Origin of the sequence: Paenibacillus sp. J5C2022 (genome assembly GCF_025567625.1) — a bacterium.
In the GTDB taxonomy this organism is placed as follows: domain Bacteria; phylum Bacillota; class Bacilli; order Paenibacillales; family Paenibacillaceae; genus Pristimantibacillus.
On sequence record NZ_JAOQJC010000005.1, the window covers coordinates 181,800 to 203,473 of the forward strand.

Consider the following 21,674-nt stretch of genomic DNA (forward strand, 5'->3'; position numbering starts at 1 on the left):
GGTGGCTTCGAAGCTTTGTCAGGTACTATGCGGGGATACCGGAACCTATACGCTTGATGTACAAAAAAAGCTTCCAAGCAGGCGGTTAACGCCAACCTGGAAGCATTCAGCTGCATGTGAGATGAATTCAGTCCGTTATGATTGAAAAAAAGTATCGATTGCCGATCCGCTTATGATCCGGACAGCTTCGGCTTCGCACACAGCTCCTGCAATTGCTCATGAAGCTCCGTCATTGCCCTTATATCGGCGCCCTCACGCAGCGAATTCCGCTTGCCTTCCGCATAAGCTTCCGCATCGCTGCGCAGCAATGCGCTGTCCGTCGCCGCATGCTCGGCCCACAGCTCTTCATAATGCTTCATCCAGTCCAGTGCAACATTGTCCATCCATTGCTGCATGCCGGGCGGCAGCATCGTCTCCAGTTCCTTCCGCAATACGGATTTCCCCTCACCCTCGAAGAAGTGGCGCGGAGACTTGAATCGGCTCCAGAGCCACTTGGCGTCCACTCCGCTTCCTTCCCAGACAGCCGACTCCTCCGGGGTTGTCAAGGCAGCCTCCGCAGGCGACTTGCCGGCATATCCGTCCAGTAGCTCGGCCAACCACTGCACGCAACGTCCGTACGGCTTCTTCCATACGGCAAGCAATCCCTTCTCCATGCGCAGTGATGTTGCGAGCAGTTCCTGAGACAGCTCCCGCTGTATAATGCGCTGAAGCTCCAGCCAGGCTGCCCATAGCGCTCGCTTCAAGTCGCTGCCGTCGTCCTTCAACGACGCAGGATTGAACGCGTAGTTATAGAAGTCGCCGAAGCGGAACTGCACTCTCTGCACGACATAGAACAGTAGCTCCTTCAGCTCTTGCTTCAACTCGTCCGGCATGCCGCTGTCTGCCAGCTCCTGCAGCGATCCATACGCCGCTTCCATCGCCGCGTCCAGTTGCTTCAGCTCTCTGTCCTTCGTCGCCTTGTCTCCCTGTGCGCTGCGCAGCCATTGCGACACCATGCCTTCAGCACGCTGCAGCTCGCCTGCAGCCGCCTCAATCGCCAATCCGCCGAGGTCGTGACGGATGAAGGAGAAGAACGCCTTCTCGAAGACCGGCATTCCTGACGACATCAGCAACGCATGATCGTGGTCCAGCTTGCCGTCAAGCGCCTGCAAGCTGGATACGGCATATAGACGCGGCTTCAGAATGCCATGCTGCTGCAGATTGGCCTTCACATGCTCCTGTACGCCTTGCAGTTCCTCTTCACTCGCGGCCAGATCGGCGGCGTTCACAAGGAAGAACATTTTATCCAGCTCGAATTGATCCTTCACGCGGCCCAACTGATCCAGGAACTGCCGATCCGCCTGTGAGAACGCATGATTGTAATAAGTGACGAACAGTACGGCATCCGCATTTTTGATATAGTTGAAAGCGACGCCCGTATGTCTCGCGTTAACGGAATCTGCGCCGGGCGTATCCACCAGCACGATTCCTTGCTTCGTCAGCGGACAATCGTAATGGAAGTCAATCTCGCTAACGAAGCAGGATCGCGTCTCATCCGCCACATAAGCCCGATATTGTTCCGCATCAACAGTCAATTGCTTGCCCAGGTGTGCTTCGTGAAGCTGCCATCCTGCGGCTGCCGCCTTCAGGAAGCTGTAATGCGGACGCCCGCCCGCCGGTATCGATTCCGGACTCAGCTTGCCGATTACGCGCAGCAAGGTCTCGCTGTCCGGCAGCTTCTCCCTGGAAGCTTCCAGCCCCAGGAGCGCCAGCGAGTAGCGGAGATCGGCCGTAATGGCCTCGCGTTCTTTCATCGTAATGAGCGCCGTATTATGGGGGTTCAGAGCACTGGGCGGCACGAGCCGGTTGATCGCCGCGGTAGTCGGATTCGGCGATACCGGCAGTATGTCTTCCCCGATCAAGGCATTCGCAAGCGAAGACTTGCCCGCGCTGAAGGCGCCGAACAGCGCGATCGTGAACGAGCTATCGCTTAGCCTATCTGACTTCTCCAGCATCGACGCGATCGTGTCCCGCATCGACGGATACGGCTCCAGAAGCGATGCAGCCCGCTTCAGCCGGGCAGCCGCCTCATATTGCTGCGTCATGTCCAGCGTATCCTTCGACGCTTCCTGTATCGAAGACGATATGTCGGTCTCGTCGCCGCTTACTTTACTCGGCTTCTCCGGCTTCGAGTGCGCTTCCGCTTGCCCAGCCGTCGTATAATTGCCCGACAATGCCGACGCATCAGCGCCAGAAGCAATGGATGACGGCTTGGGCAGCATCGGAGCTTCCGGCCGCTGTGACAGCATAGCCTGAAGCTTGCTCCGATAACCTGCATCCTGACGCTCCAGCGCTTCCAGTTGCTCCAGCGCAATCGCCGCCTCTGCAAGCTCGTCAAGACGATGCTGCTTCTCCGCCACAATCGACTGGCCTTCGGCGGCTCTCTGCGCCGCAAGGCGCTCGATCAGTTCCATCGCTCTGCGTCTGAACTCTCCCTTCACGTCTTGCGCCAGTTCCCGGCAATAGACTATCGTATAGGCATTGCCGAATTCCGCCTTTGCATTGACACGGTTCACAAGCCATGCTTCATCGGGAGACCAGCTTAGCCCTTGCTCCAGCAGCGCTTCCAGCTGCTCGCTGTCGTAGCGGACTTCCTCGCCGGCTTTCCTCAGCATCGCCTTGGCATGCCATTCGATTGAAGCGCGAATGAGCGTAGCCAGCTCGTCGTGGAACGCTTTCAATCGCTTCTCTTGCTCCGCAGCCGTCTTCGCCGCAGCGAACAACAGACCTGCCTTGAAGCCGGGCTTGCGGCTCTCCAGGAAGTGCTGTGCCAGATCCCGAAGCGCGGCCGGCGTAATATTGGCGTTGTCCAGCATAGTCTGCAGCTCCGCCCGTCTGCCGACGATCCAGCCCTCGCTCTCTTGCCGGATGCGGTCGATATCCCGCTTGATCTCTGCAATTTCATTGGCTGCGGCTGCGCTTTCCCCTCCCGCTTGCTCTTGCAGCGCTGCTCTCTCAGGCTCTTGCTGCTCATGCCGCCAAGCCAGATGGCCTTCCATCATATGTCTGAGAGACTGATCTACGCTGTATGCGCATAGCTCCTCTCTTCGCTCAGCCAGCTCCTGCAGAAGTCCCGTCAGCTTGTTCCATTCATGGTGCGGGTGCTCCGGCTGACGCAGCGACAGATAGAGAATGCCGGACGGCTGAAGATGCCATGCCTGGAACGCCTCCTCCACGCTTTGCCTGTATGCTTGGAAGCTCAATTCCCGCTCTCTGTGCTTGTCGATCTGATTAACGATAAGATATAAGGGCTTGCCCCAATCCTTCAGCTCCTTGGCGAAGGAGAAATTGATCTCGGATTGGACATGATTGTAATCCATTACGTAGAACACGACATCCGCAAGGTGAAGGGCGGATTCCGTAGCCATCCGGTGGGCATCGTCGGTAGAATCGATTCCTGGCGTATCCAGCAGCACAATCCGGCTGCCCAGCAACGGACTGGGATACGTGATTGTGACGGACGAGAACTGTTCGCCATCGACGCAATAGCGGTCCAGCTCATCCAGTTCAACTTCCGCATTATGCTGCCTGCCGTCTCTGACCATCTCCACGGACGCGCGAGCCGGCTCGCCGCCTTTAATCGTAACGACATTCGCGCTCGTGGGAATCGGGCTGGACGGGAGCAGCCGCGCGCCGCATAGCGTATTGATAAGCGTTGACTTGCCAGCCGAGAAATGTCCGCATAATGCAACAGTAAGCCGACCTTCGGTCAGCTTACTGCTTAGCTCCTTCATCTGCTCGGAACGGATGGCATCGCCCGCTGCGGACATGACACTTGCAATCTCTTCCAATGTTCCTGTCATGCTGTGCATCGTTTTTATTGTCATTCCATACTGCTCCTATACAGCTTCCTCTTCGTCGGAAGGAAGGCATATTTCGAATACGTCGCCATGCTGCAAAATCATAATATTGCGGGATTTCTCCTTCATGACCACAACTTCGGGCTTCACGCGCATTCTTTCGATATACTGGTCCGGCACGTGGCCGGAGCCGCTTACGGTAACGCCCTCAATGACGATATCCTCATTCTCCTGTGGCGGAGTTTGCAGCACTTGCTCATAGATGTCGGAGAACAGCTCGAAGCTATTCGTGTACACGGAAATACATTTCATCTTTCATCATCCTTCGTTCGCAATTTTGGTTTTGCTTTTACTATTTTTGGTTCTGGCGGCAGGCTTCATACGTTGCTTGCCTTCCTTGCATACATCCAGCAGCGGACAGATCGGACATTGCGGGCTTTGCGCCTTGCAATGGTAACGTCCGAAGAAGATGAGCCGGTGATGAGTGTCGCTCCATTCCTCTTTCGGAATACGGCGCATCAGCGTCTCCTCGACCTTCAGCACGGAATCGTCCGGCTTCGCGATGCCTAGCCGCTTCGACACACGTTCCACATGCGTATCGACGGCGATGGCCGGCACGCCGAACGCTACCGACATGACAACGTTGGCCGTCTTGCGCCCTACTCCCGGCAGCTCTGTCAGCTGCTTGTGACTTGCGGGCACTTCACCATCGTATTTATCCATAAGAATACGGCATAGCTTCTGAATATTGGATGCTTTGCTTCTGAAGAGGCCGATTCTTCTAATATCCCCTTCCAGCTCCTCCAAAGGCACGCTCAAATAATCCTGAGGCGATTTGTACTTCTGGAACAGGGTAGCCGTTACCTTATTCACGGTTGCATCCGTGCATTGCGCGGACAGCAGTACGGCTATGGTCAGCTCGAACGGATTGCTGTGAACGAGCTCGCATTCTGCATCAGGAAACATGTCGGCTATTGTATCCAATATATGACGCATCTTCTGCTTCGCATTCATCCATTAGCCTCCACTTCATTACTGTCGTTCAAAGTGTAGCGAAATTTGTCACGCTGCGCAACTATTATTCGGAATAATTCCAAAAAAAACTGCCCCGAGGGGCAGTTTTTCACAAAACATTCCTTCTTTATGTCAGAACAAGCCGTTAACCGTTGGAGTTATTCGTATTCGCTTGAATCTTCACCGGATTTGTGCCGACGAAATCGACGGTAATCCACGAGCCGACTTTCAAGTCCTTCAGCAACGCTTTGCTTCCGTCCGCATGAAGAAGCTCTGCTTTATCTACCTTCAAGTCGTCCGATTTGACAGAGGCGTTTTTCACTTTAATCGTCTTCTTAACGGAATCGATCGACACGATTTCATATTGCAGCTGTTCATGAAGCTGAATAAGCGTAGCTTCCACTTTGTCCATCCGCATGTTCAGCGTAACCGTATCGCCAATTCTCAGATCCAGATGGCTGGCTAACGGGCGAACGATCGTGCTTACGGCATTCTCGCTCATATAAGGTACCTTCACCAGCTCGCCTTCCTGAAGACGAATTGTAATCTGTTTGTTTTTTGTATCAATCTCGTACACCGTACCCGTATAATTCATGACGAACTGAATCGATACGACATTACCGTCCGTATAGCGAATAATGACGTTTTTATTTTGCTCCATCATCGCCATCGCACTTTTCGTATCAAGCTTTGTGCCAAGATAGTCGAATCTCGTCTTGTCGGTCAGCGTAAGCAGCTGGGACTTGTTATTCGTATAATCGTATATCGTAATATAATTCCGATCTTCGTTATAGCCTTCAATCTCGACGCCGGCGAGCGTCTGCACCTGCCTGTTCAGCACTTTAACGCCTACAACCTTCTCCTCCATATTCAATGTAAGCTGCAGCCGATCTTGTTCCTTCACCAGATCCTCTACCATTGCGCCGGACAGTCCTTCGATCTGAATGGCAGCATTAGGCGTCATATAATAAGCCATCGGCTTACCGTCTATTTGAATCGTAATCAGCCTGGTGTCAGCGCTAATAAGCTGCCCTTCCACCGTCGTCGTCTCCGGAGGAGCCTCGGTAATAATCTTCAAGGCTACAGGCTGCGCGCGGAAGTTATCTTGCACAATGCTTAGCTTCGCGTCGCTTCGCAGATCCTCTATCGTGAGCGGCATGCCTTCCGTATCCTCGATAATGACGCCTTCATGGTTGTTAATCTTCACCAGCTCGTTGCCCTGCCATATGTAGAATTGCTGATCGTCCGCATTATACCGTTCGAAAGTGCCTTCGATCGTCTCAATATGCTGAACATCTCCTTGCACTTCTACGTAGCGAGCGACTCCATCTTCTTCGATGATCATAATGTCGCCGTACTCCAGAATACTGTCCAGATCTACCGGGGAATCGGAGGCGTAATGAAAGTAATTCGTATTCTCGTCCATGCCGAACGTCATCTCTTCCCCATCGTGATAGATCGTAATGGCATCTTCGGTGTATGACGTTACGACACCTTCATGCTGGTTCTCGAAGGCGACGGGATACTGTCCCTGCGCCCTGCTGAATAAGGTCGCCAGGCTTGCCCGGTTGACCGGAGCAACGGGATCGAACCTTGTCGGCGTCTTCCCGGTAACAAGCCCCATCTCCACGGCTGCATTCACGAAGCCCAGATAACGGTCGTCGATATCCGCGGCATCGTGGAAGGAGGATGGCTCCTCCATTAGCTCCCTTGCCGCTTCTTCTTCACCGATCGCCTTCACGATCAGCTTCGTCACCCATTCGCGGCTCGCAGGCTTCTTGCCCCATTCCACATCCGGGTCGGCTGCAGCCAGTTCGAACTCTTCTTTCTTGTCCAGCAGACCTTCGCGGAAAGCCAGCTCGATGATCGGAATATAGAACTCGCCCACTTTGAAGGAATCGCCGAATACGACTTGCGTGCTCCGATCCACATAATCATATAGCCCAGCGAAGCGAATCGCCATTAATACCGCTTCCTGCTGGGATACGCTCTTGGCGGGTTCGAATGTGAAGGTCTCGTCATCCATCTTGTATCCCGTAATAATACCCTGCAATGCCAGCTTGGCAATATGCTTCTCCGCCCAATGTCCCCCTTCAACATCCTGGAACTTCGTTGCCCGCTGCTGTTCCGCGCTGACGACAGCCGGGGAGGAAGTGAGCGCCATCGTTCCGCTGCCTGCAGCGATGGAGAATGCAAGCGCTCCTGTCATGATTTTCTTCCAGGTCATGTGCATTGGCATAGTAATAATTCCCCTTATCTATAATATAGTCTCTTCAACTTCGCTTGGATTATGGTCTGGCGAACGGATGCGTCAGCTCGACATGTCCCATCAAGCTCTCCATGACTTCTCCATCGACAAGCAACTCAATCGTATGCACCTCCGGGAACTGGAACAGCGTATTGAGGAGCGAGTCCACCAGCAGCCTCTCGCCAGGGGCTCCAAGCCTTGCTTCATCGGGGATGTGTATGTCAATTGTCACTGCCCCGTCGTCGTCCAACTGGATTTCCTTGATCACGATGCGCGACCACAACGACAACTGACCGTCTTCCCCATCCTTCTGAAGCTCGGCTACAGCCTTCACGATCAAGTCCTGGCCGTCTTCGGATTCGATCGTCGCCTTGCGTTCCGTCAGCTGCAGCAGTTCGTCGTCCGAGCCGTATATGACAACTTCCGTCTCTTGCGAAGCTTCCTCCTGCACAGCTTCCTCCTGAAGCTCGCCTTTCGATTCGTCATCCGACGTTTGTTTGTTGTCGTTGGCGGAGCCTTCGGCGGCATTTGCATCCGGCTTCGCTCCTTGGGAGGCATCCTCCGGTTTCGACTGCGCACCGCAGCCGCTCAGGGCTGCAAGCATCAGGCCGGTCGCTAGCAGCAAGCTAATGGTGGTTTTGGCTTTCATGACGCGTCGCACGCCCCTCTCTACTTCAGATTCCAGTACTCTTTAACGCCTTTTACGATTGCTTGCACTATATCCTTTTGCTTATTTTTATCGAACAGCTTCTTCGCTTCTTCCGGATTGGATAAATAGCCGGATTCCAGCAGGACGGCAGGCATCGTCGTCTCCTTGATAACCTTGTAAGCCGCTTGTCTTACGCCGCGGTCGTTAAAGCCTGTTGCGCCAAGCAAATGCTTGTGCATAATCTCCGCAAGTCCCTTGCTGTTCTCGCGCTCGAAATACGTCTCCGTCCCGCTGACCGAAGTCTTCGTATAGCTGTTGGCGTGAATGGAGATGAACATGTCCGCTTTCTTCTCCTCCGCGAAGGCGACACGGTCAAGCAGTGCTATATAGGTGTCGTCCGTACGCGTCATATGCACGCGAACGTTGTCCAGCTTCTCCAGCTCGGCTTGCAGCATCAGGGCAACCGTCAGATTGAATTCCTTCTCCCAGCGGTTCAACGATTTGCTCTCCGAGCCGGGATCGCTGCCTCCGTGTCCGGCGTCGATCACAATATCGAACACGCCGTCGTCCGGCTCCGGCAGATTCGGTTCCGGATCTGGCTCAGGTTCCGGGACCGGCACCTGATCGGCAGGCATTAATGCGATCTCTACCAGACCGCGAGATTCCTTGACGACGTAGCCGGTATCTTCGCCTATTTCCAATACCAGCCTGGCTGTAAGCGGATCTGCACTGAACTGCGAGAAGCGGTACCCGGTAATATGCGGATTGTCTTCCACCTTGACTCCGGTCTGTCCGTTCACGAATCCGGCCATTAAGTCCGGGATATAGGAAGTGGCCGGGAAGTCAAATACCAGGCGGCGCGGTTCCTCCAGCTGCAGCGGAGCTTTCGGCAGATGAATGCCTGAATTCGTAATGTGAATGACATTGTCTTCACGCAATGAAATCGATGATATGTATCCCGTCTCCAACTGCGGCTCTTGCTCCGGATCTGTCGACTCTCCCTCGTCAGGCTTGTCCGTCTCGCCCGTATCCGGCGTATCCGTCTCCGAGCCTTCCCCATTCGTTCCCTCTTCACCCGGCTGTTCCGTTCCGGGTTGATCGGTTCCAGGCTGTTCCGGATCGGGCTTCGGCTGCTCCGGCTGCTTATCGAACATATGTACTTCGCGCTCGGTCTCTTTCCACTCGAAGTCCAGACCAAGCAGCTGTCCAACGAACCGGACCGGCACCATCGTGCGCCAATTGATGAGTTGAGGCTTCACGTTCGTCTCGACAATGTCGCCATTGACGAGGACAGCCGATTCCCCGATAATCATTTCGATCTGGGTGCTGTCATCCTTCACGGTCACTTTCCGTATCGTGCCGTCCCAGTCCACCTCATAGCCCAGATCTTCCGAGAGCACGGCCAGAGGCACCAGCGTGCTTCCTTCCACGATTCGCGGCTCTACATCGGAAATAATCGGCTTGCCGTTCAGAAATAGTTTTGGCGGGGGTGAAGCAGCATGTCCGACGGAAGCGAACAACGTAAACAACATGGACATTAACAACAGAATGGATAACCTTTTCTTCATTTCCCACCTCGATGACTGAATTGCCCGCAGCCGAATGAATCCATTGCTAGTCATCGACATGGACAGGCTAAGTAATAGACGCATTCTGTCGGAAAAAGTTGCGAACGGAATGGAAAAAGAGGACATTATCCGCCTTTCGCAGGAAATGTCCTCTGTAGTAGATTATGACTAGGCCAGCTTGGCGGCGCGCTCCTGCTCGTAAGCTGCGATTTTGTCCTCGTGCTGAAGCGTGAGGCCGATATCGTCGAGACCTTGCAGCAGGAATTGGCGGCGGTGCTCATCCAGATAGAAAGCGATGGAAAGGCCCGCATTATCCGTCAGCAGCTTGTTCTCCAGGTCCACCGTCAGGCTGTAGCCTTCTGTGCCGGCGGTGCGCTGGAACAGCTCCTCCACTTGCTCTTCGCTGAGCTTGATGGGCAGAATGCCGTTCTTGAAGCAGTTGTTGTAGAAAATGTCGGCAAAAGAAGGCGCAATGACAACCTTGTAGCCGTAATCCAGAATCGCCCAAGGCGCATGCTCGCGAGACGAGCCGCAGCCGAAATTGGCGCGGGAGATCAGCACGGAAGCTCCCTCGTAACGCGGCTTGTTCGGTTCGAAGCTCTCGTTCACTTCTCCGTTCTCGTGAAAGCGCCATTCGTAGAACAGGAACTGGCCGAAGCCGCTGCGCTCAATCCGCTTAAGAAATTGTTTCGGTATAATGGCATCCGTGTCCACGTTGACACGGTCGACTGGAGCTACAATGCCCGAATGCTGCAAAAATGGTTCCATGTGAGTAGATCCCCTCTCTTTGATCAAATCAGACTAAACCTGTATTGTATCCTCTATTTATCGCAATTAGTTGACAACCTCGGCTTTAAGCTCCCATTCCCGCACATCGGTGAAGCGTCCCTTCACGGCTGCAGCCGCAGCCATCGCAGGAGATACCAGATGCGTTCTGCCGCCGCGGCCTTGACGGCCCTCGAAGTTGCGGTTGGATGTGGATGCGCATCGTTGTCCCGGCTGCAGGACGTCCGGATTCATCGCCAGACACATGGAGCAGCCCGCCTCGCGCCATTCGAAGCCCGCTTCGATGAATACTTCATGCAGCCCTTCCTTCTCCGCCTGCATCTTGACGCGTCCGGAGCCCGGCACGACAATCGCCGTTACGTTCTCGTTCACCTTGTAGCCTCTCGCAATCTCCGCAGCGGCGCGAAGATCCTCGATGCGGCCGTTCGTGCAAGAGCCGATGAACACATAGTCGATCGCGATATCCGTCATTGGCGTTCCCGGCTTCAAGTCCATATACTCAAGAGCCTTCTCCGCCGCCTTGCGCTCATTGTCCGTCGTCATGTCGACCGGATTGGGAACAGCTGCCGTAATGTCCGTACCCATGCCCGGGCTTGTTCCCCAGGTCACTTGCGGAATAAGGGAATCGACGTCGAACGGTACGATCTTGTCGAACGCCGCGCCTTCATCTGTCGTCAGATTCGACCACGCTGCAACCGCCGCCTCGTAATCGGCTGGCGCGTACTCGCGGCCCTTCAGGTAGTTGTAAGTTGTCTCGTCCGGCGCGATCAGACCTGCGCGGGCGCCCGCTTCAATGGACATGTTGCACACCGTCATGCGCTCCTCCATCGTCAAGCTCTTGATCGCTTCCCCTGTATATTCAATGACATAACCCGTAGCGAAGTCCGTGCCGTACTTGGCAATAACGCCAAGGATCAAGTCTTTCGCGGTTACGCCCGGCTTGCGCTTGCCGCTGAAGCGTACTTCCATTGTCTTCGGCTTGGATTGCTGCAGACATTGCGTAGCAAGCACATGCTCCACTTCGCTCGTGCCGATGCCGAATGCCAGTGCGCCGAACGCGCCGTGCGTTGAAGTATGGCTGTCGCCGCACACAATCGTTTTGCCGGGATGGGTAAGGCCGAGCTCAGGTCCCATAACGTGCACGACGCCTTGATCGATATTGTCCAGATCGTACAGCTTCACGCCGAAGTCTTTACAATTCTGCGTCAAGGTATCGATCTGCTGCTTGGAGATCGGGTCCGTAATGTTGTAACGGTCCTTCGTCGGAACGTTGTGGTCCATCGTAGCGAACGTCAGCTCCGGACGGCGCACTTGGCGGCCGGACAAGCGAAGCCCTTCGAACGCTTGCGGAGAGGTTACTTCGTGAACGAGATGCAAGTCAATATAGATAATGCTTGGCTTGCCTTCTTCCTGATGAATGACGTGATTGTCCCAAATTTTTTCAAACATTGTCTTTTTCGACATTATGCTCACCCCATGAATTCTTTTCTGTTTCAGCGTTTCATTTGAATTATTGCCATCATACCATGTCTTTCTTGATTGATCTAAGATATAATATCTATAATGGCTATAGATAATTCCTATTAGAAGTTGTTCAAAAAGCCTGACCTTTATCTCATACGAAAGGGAGGCGTCGTGTTGGAACTCCGTCAACTGAATTATGTCATTCATATCGCCCAGGAGAAAAACTTCTCCCGGGCCGCCGACAAGCTGCATATTGCACAGCCCTCGCTAAGCCAGCAGCTGTCCAAGCTGGAGCAGGAGCTGGGACTGATGCTATTCCGGCGCACGACCAACTCCGTCGAGCTGACGCATGCAGGCGAAGTATTCGTTCAGAAGGCACAGCATATATTGGATGCCGTGGAGCAGCTCAAGCAAGAGATGGATGACATGGGCGAGATGCGCCGCGGCAGGCTGATCGTCGGCACACTGCCCATCACCGGCTCCCATGTGCTGCCGCTCGTGCTGCCCGTCTTCGGAGCCATGTATCCCCAGATTGAAGTCTCGCTGGTAGAGGATACTACAGCGAAGCTGGAGCAGCTGACCGCCAGCGGCGGAACGGACCTGAGCCTGCTGTCCTTGCCGCTCATCGACAGCTCGCTGGCTTGGACGCCGTATCTGGAGGAAGAAATCTGTCTGGCTGTCCCCCCGCAGCATGCTCTCGCGGCAGAGAAGAGTCCGGTGGACATCTCGCGGCTCGCCGATGAGCCGTTCATCGGATTGAAGCGAGGCCAGGGCTTCAGGCAGATTACGGTGGAGCTGTGCCAGCAGGCCGGCTTCACCCCCCGCATCGTATTCGAAAGCAGCAATATCGAGACTGTTCAATCGCTTGTAGCGGGCGGTATGGGTATCGGCTTCGTACCGAAGATGCTGACGCGCTCCCGCGGAGAGGAGTTCGCCCCCGTATACTTGCCGCTCGGCGCCAAGCCGACCAGGACACTTGTGGTAGCAAGCCGAAAAGGGCGTTACCTGTCCAAAGCAGCACAAGCCTTCATCGAGACGCTCAACAAGACGATGGGCAGCTACCATGTATAGCATGGCAGCTGCCCATCGTCTTTTACATTCAGTTTTTCGAATACAACGCCGGACGTCTATCCTCAAATACAGGAATCGTAGCGCGAACGGAATCCACGAGCGACATGTCGATCTCGGCATGCAATATGGTCTCTTCTTCCCCTGCCTCGGCCACGATCTCCCCCCACGGGTCGACAACGATGGAATGGCCGAAGAAAGTCGTATCTCCGCTCTGCCCCATACGATTGCAGGCAATGACGTACATTTGATTCTCGATTGCGCGCGCGGTCAACAGCGTTCTCCAGTGATGGAGCCTCGGATTCGGCCATTCCGCGGGCACGAACAGCAGCTTGGCGCCTTCGAGCGCAAGTCCGCGCGCCAGCTCCGGGAATCTGATGTCATAGCAGATCATCATGCCTGCCTGTTCTCCATCGATCGTCAGTTTGCCGTGCTTGTCCCCCGCAGCCAAGTATTTCTCTTCATCCATAAGACGGAACAGATGCATTTTGGAGTAATCGCCAATCTGCTCTCCCTCGCGATCGAATGCATAGATCGTATTGAATACTTCGCCGTCACGCAGCTCTGCGACCGATCCCCCTACGATATAGACGCTGTGCCGCTTGCTGAATTCCGATAGCAATTCCCTCGTCCGCTTACCTTCCGGGTCGGCCAATTGTCTGATTTCAGTCAAGGCGTAACCCGTATTCCACATTTCCGGGAACAGGATAACGTCCGGTTTATGATCGGCTCCCACCGCCTCGTTCAGCTTTCGTTCCAGCGATGCGAAGTTGGCTTCCGGATTTCCGGCATTAATACCCATTTGTATCATCGCGAGCCGCAATTTTTTACTCATGATGCAGTTCCTCCCCAGTTGGTTTATTTCCCTAATCATACCGGCTCATGGTTCCCTGTCAAGATGGGCAACGTAACAGAAGAAGCAATGAATGCCATCAGTCATGGCGAAATTTAATTATAAGGAGGCGTTATCCATTGCGCAAAATATATGGAATGCTCTTATCTGCCGCAATATTGCTTGCATGCTGCGCGGTACCGGTATCCGCGAAGGAAATGACCGCAGCTCCGCTATTGCCTGTGCAAGCGTTCGACGTAGCTGCAGGGAAAGTCATCAAAAGCGTGCCTAACGACAGCGAGTTCCAGGAGATGGCGATGTCCTGGCTGAAATCCGTAACGGGTCTTGCTCCCCAACTAACGGCCGATGACAGCTGCAGTTATGTATACCGCTTGCCTCTGTCATCCCCCGCGACAGTGAAGGCAGGAGACATCTCTATCGTGTCGAATGACTTGTTCCTGTTCTATTGTAAGGACAAACCGCCGACCCTGCTATTGTTTGACCAAAACAAACGGCCCTATCTGTTCCTGTTCAATGCAGATATCGCTCCTTTTATCAAGAAGATAGGCATACCTGCCGGCTAGAGCCGATTTTGCGGGGTTGTTCTTCAAATCTTGTCGCGTTCATGCTACATTATTTATATTTGAACACAAAAAGTAGCGTGCGCGGAGAGTGATGATGTTTTGATGGATATGCAATGGAAAGCGGCGCCAGCCGACAGAATGTCGGCACTGCCGAAGCAATTTTTCGCCAATCTGGTCGCAAAGGCCAATGACCGAATTGCGGAAGGGCATGACGTAATCAATCTGGGGCAAGGCAATCCCGATCAGCCGACTCCCGCCCATATTGTCGCCAGGCTGCAAGAGGCGGCTGCCAATCCGCTCTACCATAAATACCCTCCCTTCAGCGGTTACCCGTTCTTGAAGAATGCGGTGGCGGAGCGTTACAAGGCGGATTACAACGTCGAACTGGACCCGCAGACCGAAGTGGCCATTCTGTTCGGCGGCAAGACGGGATTGGTCGAAATCAGCCAATGCCTGCTGAACCCGGGCGACGTCTGTCTCGTCCCCGATCCCGGCTATCCCGATTACTGGTCCGGCGTAGCGCTTGCAGGTGCAGAGATGTTCTTCATGCCCTTGAAGGAAGCACATGCCTTCCTGCCCGATCTTCACGCCGTTGATGAAGAGACGGCTCGCAAGGCCAAGCTGATGTTCATGAACTATCCGAACAATCCCACAGGAGCGACTGCAGACGCTTCCTTCTATGAGGAGGTCGTGGCGTTCGCACGGAAGCACGGAATCGTGGCGGCCAGCGACTTCGCTTACGGAGCAATCGGCTACGACGGAGCCAGACCGGTCAGCTTCCTGCAGACACCGGGGGCCAAGGAAGTCGGCATTGAATTCTACACGTTGTCGAAGACATACAATATGGCCGGCTGGCGCGTCGGATTCGCGCTGGGCAATCGCGACATCATCGCCCTCATCAACACGATTCAGGATCATTATTATTGCAGTCTGTTCGGCGGTATTCAGGAGGCCGCCGCGCTGGCATTGACCGGACCGCAGCAATGCGTCTCCGACTTGACCGCTCGCTACGAGCAGCGCCGCGATGCCCTGTTCCAGGAGCTGGACAGTATCGGCTGGCGTGCGAAGAAGCCAAGCGGCTCCTTCTTCTGCTGGCTGCCGGTGCCGCAAGGCTACACGTCGGAGAGCTTCGCCGACAAGCTGCTGCAGGAAGCGAACGTGGTCGTCGCTCCCGGGAACGGCTTCGGCGTGCATGGCGAAGGCTACGTCCGGCTGGGGCTGCTGGCCGACGAAGCGCGTTTGCGCGAGGCTGTTCGGCGGATCGGCAAGCTCGGCTTGTTCTGACCGTCCTTTCTGCCTCATTGTTCGTTACCTGTTACAGTCGGCGTGCAGCGGTCACGGATCCGCGGCAATCGTGCGTTTGCCTTTCTTTACAGCACCCTGAGATCGTGATATTCTTATTACAATTGAACACATAACGTAACGACGGGACCAGTAAGCAAGTTGAGCCGCGTGCAGAGAGTAAATTCCATTGGCTGCGAGAATTTACCGAGAGGCCATTGCCGAAGCCTATCCCCGAACGGCCGGCGACAAGCCGGACAGCGCCTACTGTTATCAGGCCAGAGCTGGATGAATGCCTTTTTAAGAGCGCTCATCAACAAAGGTGGTACCGCGGAAGCCGAGACTTTCGTCCTTTTATGGGGACGGGGGTCTTTTTTTTTTTGCTGCGCAAGGAATATACATCTGATTATGGATTGGGACGGGATCGATGATGATGGAACGAATAGTGGTTAAAATCGGAAGCAGCTCGCTTAACACGGAAGAAGGCGGATTGAACCGGGAGCGAATTGCCTACTTCGCCAGAGAGCTGGCCTCGCTTCACAGGCAGGGCTGCGAAGTGCTGCTCGTCACCTCCGGAGCCGTGGCGGCCGGATTCCGGAGAATCGGTTATACGGCTCGTCCGAAGGCCGTACATGAGAAGCAAGCCGCTGCCGCAGTCGGTCAGGCGCTGCTCATGCAGGCTTATCAGGAGGAGCTGGCCCGCTACGAGCTTGTCGCTGCCCAGATCCTGCTGACGCGGGCCGACTTCTCCAACCGCCGCAGAATGAACAATGCCTTAATGACGGTTGATGAATTGCTGAAGCAGCGCATTATTCCTATTATTAACGAAAACGATACCGTTGCTACGGATGAACTTGTGCTAAAATTTGGAGACAACGATCATTTGTCCGCGCTTGTCGCGGCCATGACCCGCGCTGCCAAGCTGGTCATCATTACCGATATGGACGGCCTGTATACGGAAGACCCTCGCAAAAACCCGCAAGCGGTCAAGATTGAGCGAGTCGACCGGATATCGGAAGATATCCTCAAGCTAGCCGGCGGTGCCGGTTCAGCGATCGGCACAGGCGGCATGCGGTCCAAGATTGAAGCCGCGCGTATCGCCATGCGGGGCGGCGTCTCCGCCTTCATCGGCAAAGTGCAGCAGGATGGCGAATTGAGACTCGCCGTCAACGGACAAGGACGAGGCACCTACTTCGACACGAAGCTGCACAGCTTGCCGATGAAGAAGCAGTGGCTGGGCTTCCATTCCATACCCACCGGTGTGATCACAGTGGATGAAGGAGCCGAGCAAGCGCTGCTCACTGCGGGCAGAAGCTTGCTGCCCGCAGGCGTAACGAGCTGTGAAGGAGACTTCCATCCCGGCGATGTCGTCGAGGTCCGGAGCAGCAGCGGGAACCCGATCGGCAGAGGCGTCGTTAATTATGCCACCTGGCAGCTGCAGGCGGCAGCCGGATTATGCTCCGATGATGTGTCGCGCCGCGTAGAGGTAGCTAGGCTGGAAGTTATTCATCGCGACGAGTGGGTAACGCTTTAGTTCATTTGCGTTTTATTTCATGTAATGACAGGAGGCTATCACATGACTGTAAGCGAGGTAAGAGAGAAGGCGATGCTGGCGCAAGAAGCAGCTGCCATAATGAATCGTATGACAACGGAACAGAAGAACAAGGCTCTGCTCATGATGGCCGATGCCCTGCTGGAGCATCAGGAACACATTATTGCCGCGAACGGGCAAGACTTGTCCCGCGGCCGCGACAACGGCACAAGCGTCTCCCTGCTCGACCGGCTGGCGCTGGACAGCGCTCGTATCGCCGGAATTGCCGAGGGATTGCGTCAGATTGCCGCGCTGCCCGATCCGGTAGGAACTGTGCTGGACGACTTCCAGCGACCTAACGGATTATCCATCCGAGCCGTGCGTGTGCCGCTAGGCGTCATCGGGATGATCTACGAAGCGCGCCCCAATGTGACTGTCGATGCTGCGGGTCTCTGCTTGAAGACGGGCAACTGCGTCGTGCTGCGAGGCGGCTCAGCCGCGCTGGAATCCAATCGCGCGATCGTGGCTATATTAAAGCAGGCGCTTGAAGCGGCGGGATTGCCACAGGATGCAATTGCTCTCATTGAAGATTCCGATCGCGCTTCCGTCAACGAAATGCTGAAATTGAACGGTCTGCTCGACGTCGTGATTCCCCGCGGAGGCGCATCGCTCATTCGCAACGTCGTGGAGAATGCGACTGTCCCGGTCATTGAGACGGGAGCCGGCATCTGCCATACTTATATCGACGAATCCGCCCTGCCCGACATGGGGTCCGACATTGCCTTCAACGCCAAGGTGCAGCGCCCCTCCGTCTGCAATGCGATGGAGACGCTGCTTGTACACAGCAGCCATGCCGGCAAGCACCTTCCCGCTCTCGCAGCGCGGCTGCGTGAAGCAGGTGTTGAACTGAAGGGCTGCAGCAAGTCGCAAGCGATCGTTGATGGCCTCTCGACTGCGGAGGAATCCGATTACGCGACGGAATACAACGACTATATTTTGAACATACGGATTGTGGAGAACCTGGACGAAGCGCTGGCCCATATTCGCCAATTCGGCACGAAGCATTCCGAATGCATCGTGACAGAGAATGCAGAGCATGCAGAGCGGTTCATGCAGGAAGTGGATGCGGCGGCTGTATACCACAACGCCTCCACTCGCTTCACCGACGGCTTCGAATTCGGGTTCGGCGCAGAGATAGGCATCAGCACGCAGAAGCTGCATGCGCGCGGACCTATGGGCTTGCCTGCCTTGACGTCCATGAAATACCGGATTGCCGGCTCCGGCCAAATAAGAGGATAACCACATAAAGCTACCAAGGAGGGAAATCATCATGTCTACACTTACACAAGGCAGCATTGCCTCCATGCAAATATGCTTCTACGGCGCTGGCTCCATGGCGGAAGCGATCGCCCGCGGCGTCATTAGCAATGAACTGATTCAAGCCGATCGCATTACGATGCTGAACCGGAGCAATGAAGACCGTCTGGCGGAGCTCCATCAACAGTACGGCGTACGAACGAAGCTGCAGGGTTGTTCCCACGAAGGCAGCCTTCGCGAAGCCGACATTATCTTCCTGGCCATGAAGCCCAAGGATGCGGCGGAGGCGCTGGATGAGCTGAAGCCTCTCCTGTCGCCGCGCCAGCTCGTTGTATCCGTCATCGCCGGACTGTCTATCGCATCGATGGAACAGCTGCTTGGCGGCGATCAGCCAATTGTCAGAGCGATGCCCAACACCTCCAGCACGATCGGGCTGGGCGCGACAGGCATTAGCTATTCGACAGCGGTGTCGGAACAACAGCGAGGAATCGCAGAAGCGATATTCCAATCCATAGGCATCATTACCGTAGTGGCGGAATCGCTTCAGTCCGCCATCACCGGCGTATCCGGCAGCGGACCCGCGTATGTGTACGCCTTCATGGAAGCGATGATGCAAGGCGCCAGCGAGCTCGGCTTGACGGAGGATGCGGCGCGCGAGCTCGTCATACAGACCGTACTTGGCGCAGCCCAGATGGCCCGGACGACCGGAGAGCATCCTGCCGAGCTGCGCAGGAAGGTTACGTCGCCGAACGGGACGACAGAAGCGGCGCTTCGCGTGATGGCGGAAGGCCAGCTGGCGCACACGGTCGTCAGCGGGATGCGCCGCAGCGCGGACAGAGCCGACGAGCTGGGCGAAGCGATTGAAAGGAGTATTGCGCAATGACAACAAGCAGCGTATGTATTGCAACTTACAGAGCTTATGACGACAAGGCCGATTTCCACAAGAAAGCCCAGTCCATCGCGGTCGGTCTTACGGTGGGAAGCTGGACGGAGCTGCCGCAAGCGAAAAAAGCGGAAATGGAGAAGCATCTGGGAAAGGTGGTGTCCGTTACCGTACACGAGCCTGAAGATATGGTCCCCGGCAGTCGCTATGCCGATATTGCCATCGCTTATCCGGACCTGAACTTCAGCAGGGATCTGCCGGCGCTGCTCGTCACCGTATTCGGCAAGCTGAGCATGGATGGACGCATCAAGCTCATGGATCTTGACGTGTCGGAATCGTTCGCATCCGCGTTCCCGGGCCCCAAGCTCGGACTGCAAGGCGTCAGACAACTGCTTGGCGTGCATGACCGCCCTCTGCTGATGAGCATCTTCAAATCGGTCGTCGGTCACGATCTGGCGAATTTGAAGGAGCAGTTTTACCGGCAGGCAATGGGCGGTGTCGACTTGATCAAGGATGACGAAATATTATTCGAGAACCCGCTTACCCCGCTGGAGAAGCGCGTGGAAGCCTGTATGGCAGCGGCGCGGCAAACCGAGGAACAGACGGGCCAAAAGCTGCTATATGCCGTCAATTTGACCGGACCGACCTCCAAGCTGGCGGACAACGCCCGCAGAGCGATTGCAGCAGGCGCGAACGCGCTGCTGTTCAACGTACTGGCATACGGCTACGACGTATTGCACGAGCTGAGCAGCGATCCTTCCATCTCCGTTCCCATTGCGGCCCATCCCGCAATGGCCGGGGCGATCTATCCTTCGCCCCATTACGGAATGAGCGCTTCGCTCTTGCTCGGCAAGCTGATGCGATTGTCCGGTGCCGATCTGGTGCTGTTCCCTTCCCCTTACGGCTCTGTCGTCATGCCGAAGGAGGAGAATCTGGCTATTAAGGAAGCCTTGTTGCAGCCGCTGCACAACTTGCGGACAAGCCTCCCCGTTCCATCTGCCGGCATTCATCCCGGTCTCGTGCCGCTTATCCTGCAGGACTTCGGCCATGAAGTCGTAGTCAATGCCGGCGGCGGCATTCACGGTCATCCTATGGGTACGGAAGCCGGCGGTGCCGCATTCCGTCAAGCGATTGCAGCCGCCATGAACGGCGTGCCGCTGGTAGAAGCCGCGAGTCAAGCGGGCCATGAGCCTTTGAAGGCAGCAATTGAAGCATGGGGGATCAAGACATCATGAGCATCAAGCAAAAAACAGACAAGAAACGCATCGTATTTTGCGACTTCGACGGAACCATCACCGTCAATGACAACATCATCGCGCTTATCAAGCATTTCAATCCGCCAGGCTGGGAAGACATCGCTAGCCGTACTATCGCTACCGAGCTCTCGATCAAAGAAGGGGTAGGACATATGTTCCGTCTCCTCCCCTCTTCCATGAAAGAAGAGATGATTCAATACAGTATATCCAACGCACGCATTCGAGAAGGTTTCCAGACATTTCTCGATTACTGTAATTCGAATGATATCCAAGTGCTCGTGACGAGCGGGGGGATTGATTTCTTTGTCTTTCCTTTGCTGGAGCCGTTCGGCATTCCGAAGGAGCATATATTCTGCAACGGCAGCGACTTCAGCAGCGCGCAGACGGAGATCCTGTGGCCGCATCCATGCGATGAGCACTGTGCGAACGATTGCGGCATGTGCAAGACGACGATTATGCGCCGTTATCCGGCAAGCCGGTACGAGCGGATTATTATCGGAGACAGCGTCACGGATTTCGAAGGCGCCAAGCAGGCGGATATCGTCTTCTCCCGCTCTCATCTGACCGAGAAATGCCGGGAGCTCGGCATACCGCATAACGAATATGAGACATTCCACGATATCATTCACGCCTTGGAAGCAGAAAGGATTAATGTAACATGAGCTTTGAACAAATTGCGTTAGAAGACAAGCAACGCGCGCTGCTGGAGCTTCGTGAAGTGAAGGAGCTATTCGCATCCCGCGGCTGGTTCCCGGGTACGAGCGGCAATCTGTCCATTCGGGTGGGCGACTATCAGCCCAATAATTTCCAATTCGCGATTACGGCAAGCGGCAAGGACAAGACAGTGCATACGCCCGAAGACTACCTGTTCGTGGATCAGCACGGCAAGCCATGCGAGCAGACCTCGCTTAAGCCATCCGCCGAGACGCTCATTCATTGCGAAATCTATCGTCTGACGGGCGCTGGTGCCATATTCCATGTGCACACCGTATGGAACAACGTCATCTCCGAATACTTCTGGGACCGGAATTCCGTGCCAGTCGATGGCGTAGAGCTGATCAAGGGCTTTAATATTTGGGACGAGGAAGCGCATATTGACATTCCGATCGTATCCAATTTCGCCCATATCCCTTCCATCATTCCTGAGGTGACGGAACGCATCCAGAAGCATATTCCCGGCATTCTGCTCAGGAAGCACGGCATTTACGCCTGGGGCGCCAACGCTTTCGAAGCGAAGCGGCATCTGGAGGCATTTGAATTCATTTTCGAATATGTGTATCGCTGGGAGCTGCTGAAGCGAAGCGGCCAGTAATAAGACAGCAGAACTCCTCATCCCGGCGAATCCCGGAGATGA

18 protein-coding genes are annotated in these 21,674 nt (G+C 55.1%); 9 read left to right on the top strand and 9 right to left on the bottom strand.

Annotation, left to right across the window (positions count from 1 at the left end):
• Nucleotides 1-170: 170 nt before the first annotated feature.
• The 8 genes from M6D81_RS06070 to leuC all read right to left on the bottom strand — a co-directional run bounded on the left by M6D81_RS06070 (nucleotide 171) and on the right by leuC (nucleotide 11,568).
• Nucleotides 171-3,866, bottom strand: a complete 3,696-nt coding sequence (locus M6D81_RS06070; protein WP_262675929.1) for a dynamin family protein — start codon at nucleotides 3,864-3,866, stop codon at nucleotides 171-173.
• 12 nt (nucleotides 3,867-3,878) lie between these two features.
• A complete protein-coding gene (locus M6D81_RS06075; protein ID WP_262675930.1) occupies nucleotides 3,879-4,151 on the bottom strand; it encodes an NAD/NADP transhydrogenase alpha subunit in 273 nt (90 codons plus the stop codon).
• Between the two features lie 6 nt (nucleotides 4,152-4,157).
• Nucleotides 4,158-4,853 (bottom strand): endonuclease III, encoded by a 696-nt coding sequence (gene nth / locus M6D81_RS06080; protein WP_262675931.1) that lies wholly within the window; start codon nucleotides 4,851-4,853, stop codon nucleotides 4,158-4,160.
• Between the two features lie 145 nt (nucleotides 4,854-4,998).
• The gene (locus M6D81_RS06085) at nucleotides 4,999-7,092 is read right to left on the bottom strand and encodes an S-layer homology domain-containing protein (protein WP_262675932.1); all 2,094 of its coding nucleotides are present in this window, start codon (nucleotides 7,090-7,092) and stop codon (nucleotides 4,999-5,001) included.
• 49 nt (nucleotides 7,093-7,141) lie between these two features.
• Nucleotides 7,142-7,750 carry a GerMN domain-containing protein gene (locus M6D81_RS06090; protein WP_262675933.1) on the bottom strand — a complete coding sequence of 203 codons (609 nt, stop codon included), beginning with the start codon at nucleotides 7,748-7,750 and terminating at the stop codon, nucleotides 7,142-7,144.
• A gap of 20 nt (nucleotides 7,751-7,770) precedes the next feature.
• Nucleotides 7,771-9,318, bottom strand: a complete 1,548-nt coding sequence (locus M6D81_RS06095; protein ID WP_262675934.1) for an N-acetylmuramoyl-L-alanine amidase — start codon at nucleotides 9,316-9,318, stop codon at nucleotides 7,771-7,773.
• Nucleotides 9,319-9,486: 168 nt separating this feature from the next.
• Nucleotides 9,487-10,086, bottom strand: coding sequence for a 3-isopropylmalate dehydratase small subunit (gene leuD / locus M6D81_RS06100; protein WP_262675935.1), 600 nt, complete (start codon nucleotides 10,084-10,086; stop codon nucleotides 9,487-9,489).
• Nucleotides 10,087-10,152: 66 nt separating this feature from the next.
• Entirely contained in the window at nucleotides 10,153-11,568 is a 1,416-nt protein-coding gene (gene leuC / locus M6D81_RS06105) for a 3-isopropylmalate dehydratase large subunit (RefSeq protein WP_262675936.1), read from the bottom strand.
• A 174-nt stretch (nucleotides 11,569-11,742) separates the two neighbouring features.
• Between leuC and M6D81_RS06110 the strand changes: the two genes are divergently transcribed.
• Nucleotides 11,743-12,639 carry a LysR family transcriptional regulator gene (locus M6D81_RS06110; RefSeq protein ID WP_262675937.1) on the top strand — a complete coding sequence of 299 codons (897 nt, stop codon included), beginning with the start codon at nucleotides 11,743-11,745 and terminating at the stop codon, nucleotides 12,637-12,639.
• A gap of 28 nt (nucleotides 12,640-12,667) precedes the next feature.
• Here M6D81_RS06110 and M6D81_RS06115 read toward each other — a convergent pair whose 3' ends face one another.
• Nucleotides 12,668-13,471, bottom strand: a complete 804-nt coding sequence (locus tag M6D81_RS06115; protein ID WP_262675938.1) for a carbon-nitrogen family hydrolase — start codon at nucleotides 13,469-13,471, stop codon at nucleotides 12,668-12,670.
• A 137-nt stretch (nucleotides 13,472-13,608) separates the two neighbouring features.
• Between M6D81_RS06115 and M6D81_RS06120 the strand changes: the two genes are divergently transcribed.
• From M6D81_RS06120 to mtnB, 8 genes are all read left to right on the top strand, one after another.
• Complete coding sequence (locus M6D81_RS06120; protein ID WP_262675939.1) at nucleotides 13,609-14,052, top strand: hypothetical protein; 444 nt, start codon at nucleotides 13,609-13,611, stop codon at nucleotides 14,050-14,052.
• A gap of 102 nt (nucleotides 14,053-14,154) precedes the next feature.
• On the top strand, nucleotides 14,155-15,336 hold the full coding sequence (locus M6D81_RS06125) for a pyridoxal phosphate-dependent aminotransferase (protein WP_317259097.1): 1,182 nt from the start codon (nucleotides 14,155-14,157) through the stop codon (nucleotides 15,334-15,336).
• 427 nt (nucleotides 15,337-15,763) lie between these two features.
• Nucleotides 15,764-16,867: a glutamate 5-kinase gene (gene proB / locus M6D81_RS06130; RefSeq protein WP_262676019.1), complete on the top strand. Its 1,104-nt coding sequence runs from the start codon at nucleotides 15,764-15,766 to the stop codon at nucleotides 16,865-16,867.
• Nucleotides 16,868-16,909: 42 nt separating this feature from the next.
• Complete coding sequence (locus M6D81_RS06135; RefSeq protein ID WP_262675940.1) at nucleotides 16,910-18,163, top strand: glutamate-5-semialdehyde dehydrogenase; 1,254 nt, start codon at nucleotides 16,910-16,912, stop codon at nucleotides 18,161-18,163.
• 31 nt (nucleotides 18,164-18,194) lie between these two features.
• Nucleotides 18,195-19,064 carry a pyrroline-5-carboxylate reductase gene (gene proC, locus M6D81_RS06140; RefSeq protein ID WP_262675941.1) on the top strand — a complete coding sequence of 290 codons (870 nt, stop codon included), beginning with the start codon at nucleotides 18,195-18,197 and terminating at the stop codon, nucleotides 19,062-19,064.
• The gene (locus M6D81_RS06145) at nucleotides 19,061-20,299 is read left to right on the top strand and encodes a 2,3-diketo-5-methylthiopentyl-1-phosphate enolase (protein ID WP_262675942.1); all 1,239 of its coding nucleotides are present in this window, start codon (nucleotides 19,061-19,063) and stop codon (nucleotides 20,297-20,299) included. Before proC ends, M6D81_RS06145 begins: the two co-directional genes overlap by 4 nt.
• Nucleotides 20,296-20,982 (top strand): 2-hydroxy-3-keto-5-methylthiopentenyl-1-phosphate phosphatase, encoded by a 687-nt coding sequence (locus M6D81_RS06150; protein ID WP_262675943.1) that lies wholly within the window; start codon nucleotides 20,296-20,298, stop codon nucleotides 20,980-20,982. Before M6D81_RS06145 ends, M6D81_RS06150 begins: the two co-directional genes overlap by 4 nt.
• Nucleotides 20,979-21,632 carry a methylthioribulose 1-phosphate dehydratase gene (gene mtnB, locus M6D81_RS06155; RefSeq protein ID WP_262675944.1) on the top strand — a complete coding sequence of 218 codons (654 nt, stop codon included), beginning with the start codon at nucleotides 20,979-20,981 and terminating at the stop codon, nucleotides 21,630-21,632. Before M6D81_RS06150 ends, mtnB begins: the two co-directional genes overlap by 4 nt.
• The last annotated feature ends 42 nt before the right edge of the window (nucleotides 21,633-21,674 follow it).

What these genes read in the sequence shown, in the direction of transcription:
- M6D81_RS06095 (WP_262675934.1), bottom strand. Translation starts at nt 9,318, where the DNA reads ATGAAGAAAAGGTTATCCATTCTGTTGTTAATGTCCATGTTGTTTACG.
- M6D81_RS06125 (WP_317259097.1), top strand. Translation starts at nt 14,155, where the DNA reads ATGGATATGCAATGGAAAGCGGCGCCAGCCGACAGAATGTCGGCACTG.
- proC (WP_262675941.1), top strand. Translation starts at nt 18,195, where the DNA reads ATGTCTACACTTACACAAGGCAGCATTGCCTCCATGCAAATATGCTTC.
- M6D81_RS06070 (WP_262675929.1), bottom strand. Translation starts at nt 3,866, where the DNA reads ATGACAATAAAAACGATGCACAGCATGACAGGAACATTGGAAGAGATT.
- M6D81_RS06075 (WP_262675930.1), bottom strand. Translation starts at nt 4,151, where the DNA reads ATGAAATGTATTTCCGTGTACACGAATAGCTTCGAGCTGTTCTCCGAC.
- M6D81_RS06115 (WP_262675938.1), bottom strand. Translation starts at nt 13,471, where the DNA reads ATGAGTAAAAAATTGCGGCTCGCGATGATACAAATGGGTATTAATGCC.
- proB (WP_262676019.1), top strand. Translation starts at nt 15,764, where the DNA reads ATGATGGAACGAATAGTGGTTAAAATCGGAAGCAGCTCGCTTAACACG.
- M6D81_RS06150 (WP_262675943.1), top strand. Translation starts at nt 20,296, where the DNA reads ATGAGCATCAAGCAAAAAACAGACAAGAAACGCATCGTATTTTGCGAC.
- M6D81_RS06085 (WP_262675932.1), bottom strand. Translation starts at nt 7,092, where the DNA reads ATGCCAATGCACATGACCTGGAAGAAAATCATGACAGGAGCGCTTGCA.
- M6D81_RS06135 (WP_262675940.1), top strand. Translation starts at nt 16,910, where the DNA reads ATGACTGTAAGCGAGGTAAGAGAGAAGGCGATGCTGGCGCAAGAAGCA.
- leuC (WP_262675936.1), bottom strand. Translation starts at nt 11,568, where the DNA reads ATGTCGAAAAAGACAATGTTTGAAAAAATTTGGGACAATCACGTCATT.
- M6D81_RS06145 (WP_262675942.1), top strand. Translation starts at nt 19,061, where the DNA reads ATGACAACAAGCAGCGTATGTATTGCAACTTACAGAGCTTATGACGAC.
- leuD (WP_262675935.1), bottom strand. Translation starts at nt 10,086, where the DNA reads ATGGAACCATTTTTGCAGCATTCGGGCATTGTAGCTCCAGTCGACCGT.
- mtnB (WP_262675944.1), top strand. Translation starts at nt 20,979, where the DNA reads ATGAGCTTTGAACAAATTGCGTTAGAAGACAAGCAACGCGCGCTGCTG.
- nth (WP_262675931.1), bottom strand. Translation starts at nt 4,853, where the DNA reads ATGAATGCGAAGCAGAAGATGCGTCATATATTGGATACAATAGCCGAC.
- M6D81_RS06090 (WP_262675933.1), bottom strand. Translation starts at nt 7,750, where the DNA reads ATGAAAGCCAAAACCACCATTAGCTTGCTGCTAGCGACCGGCCTGATG.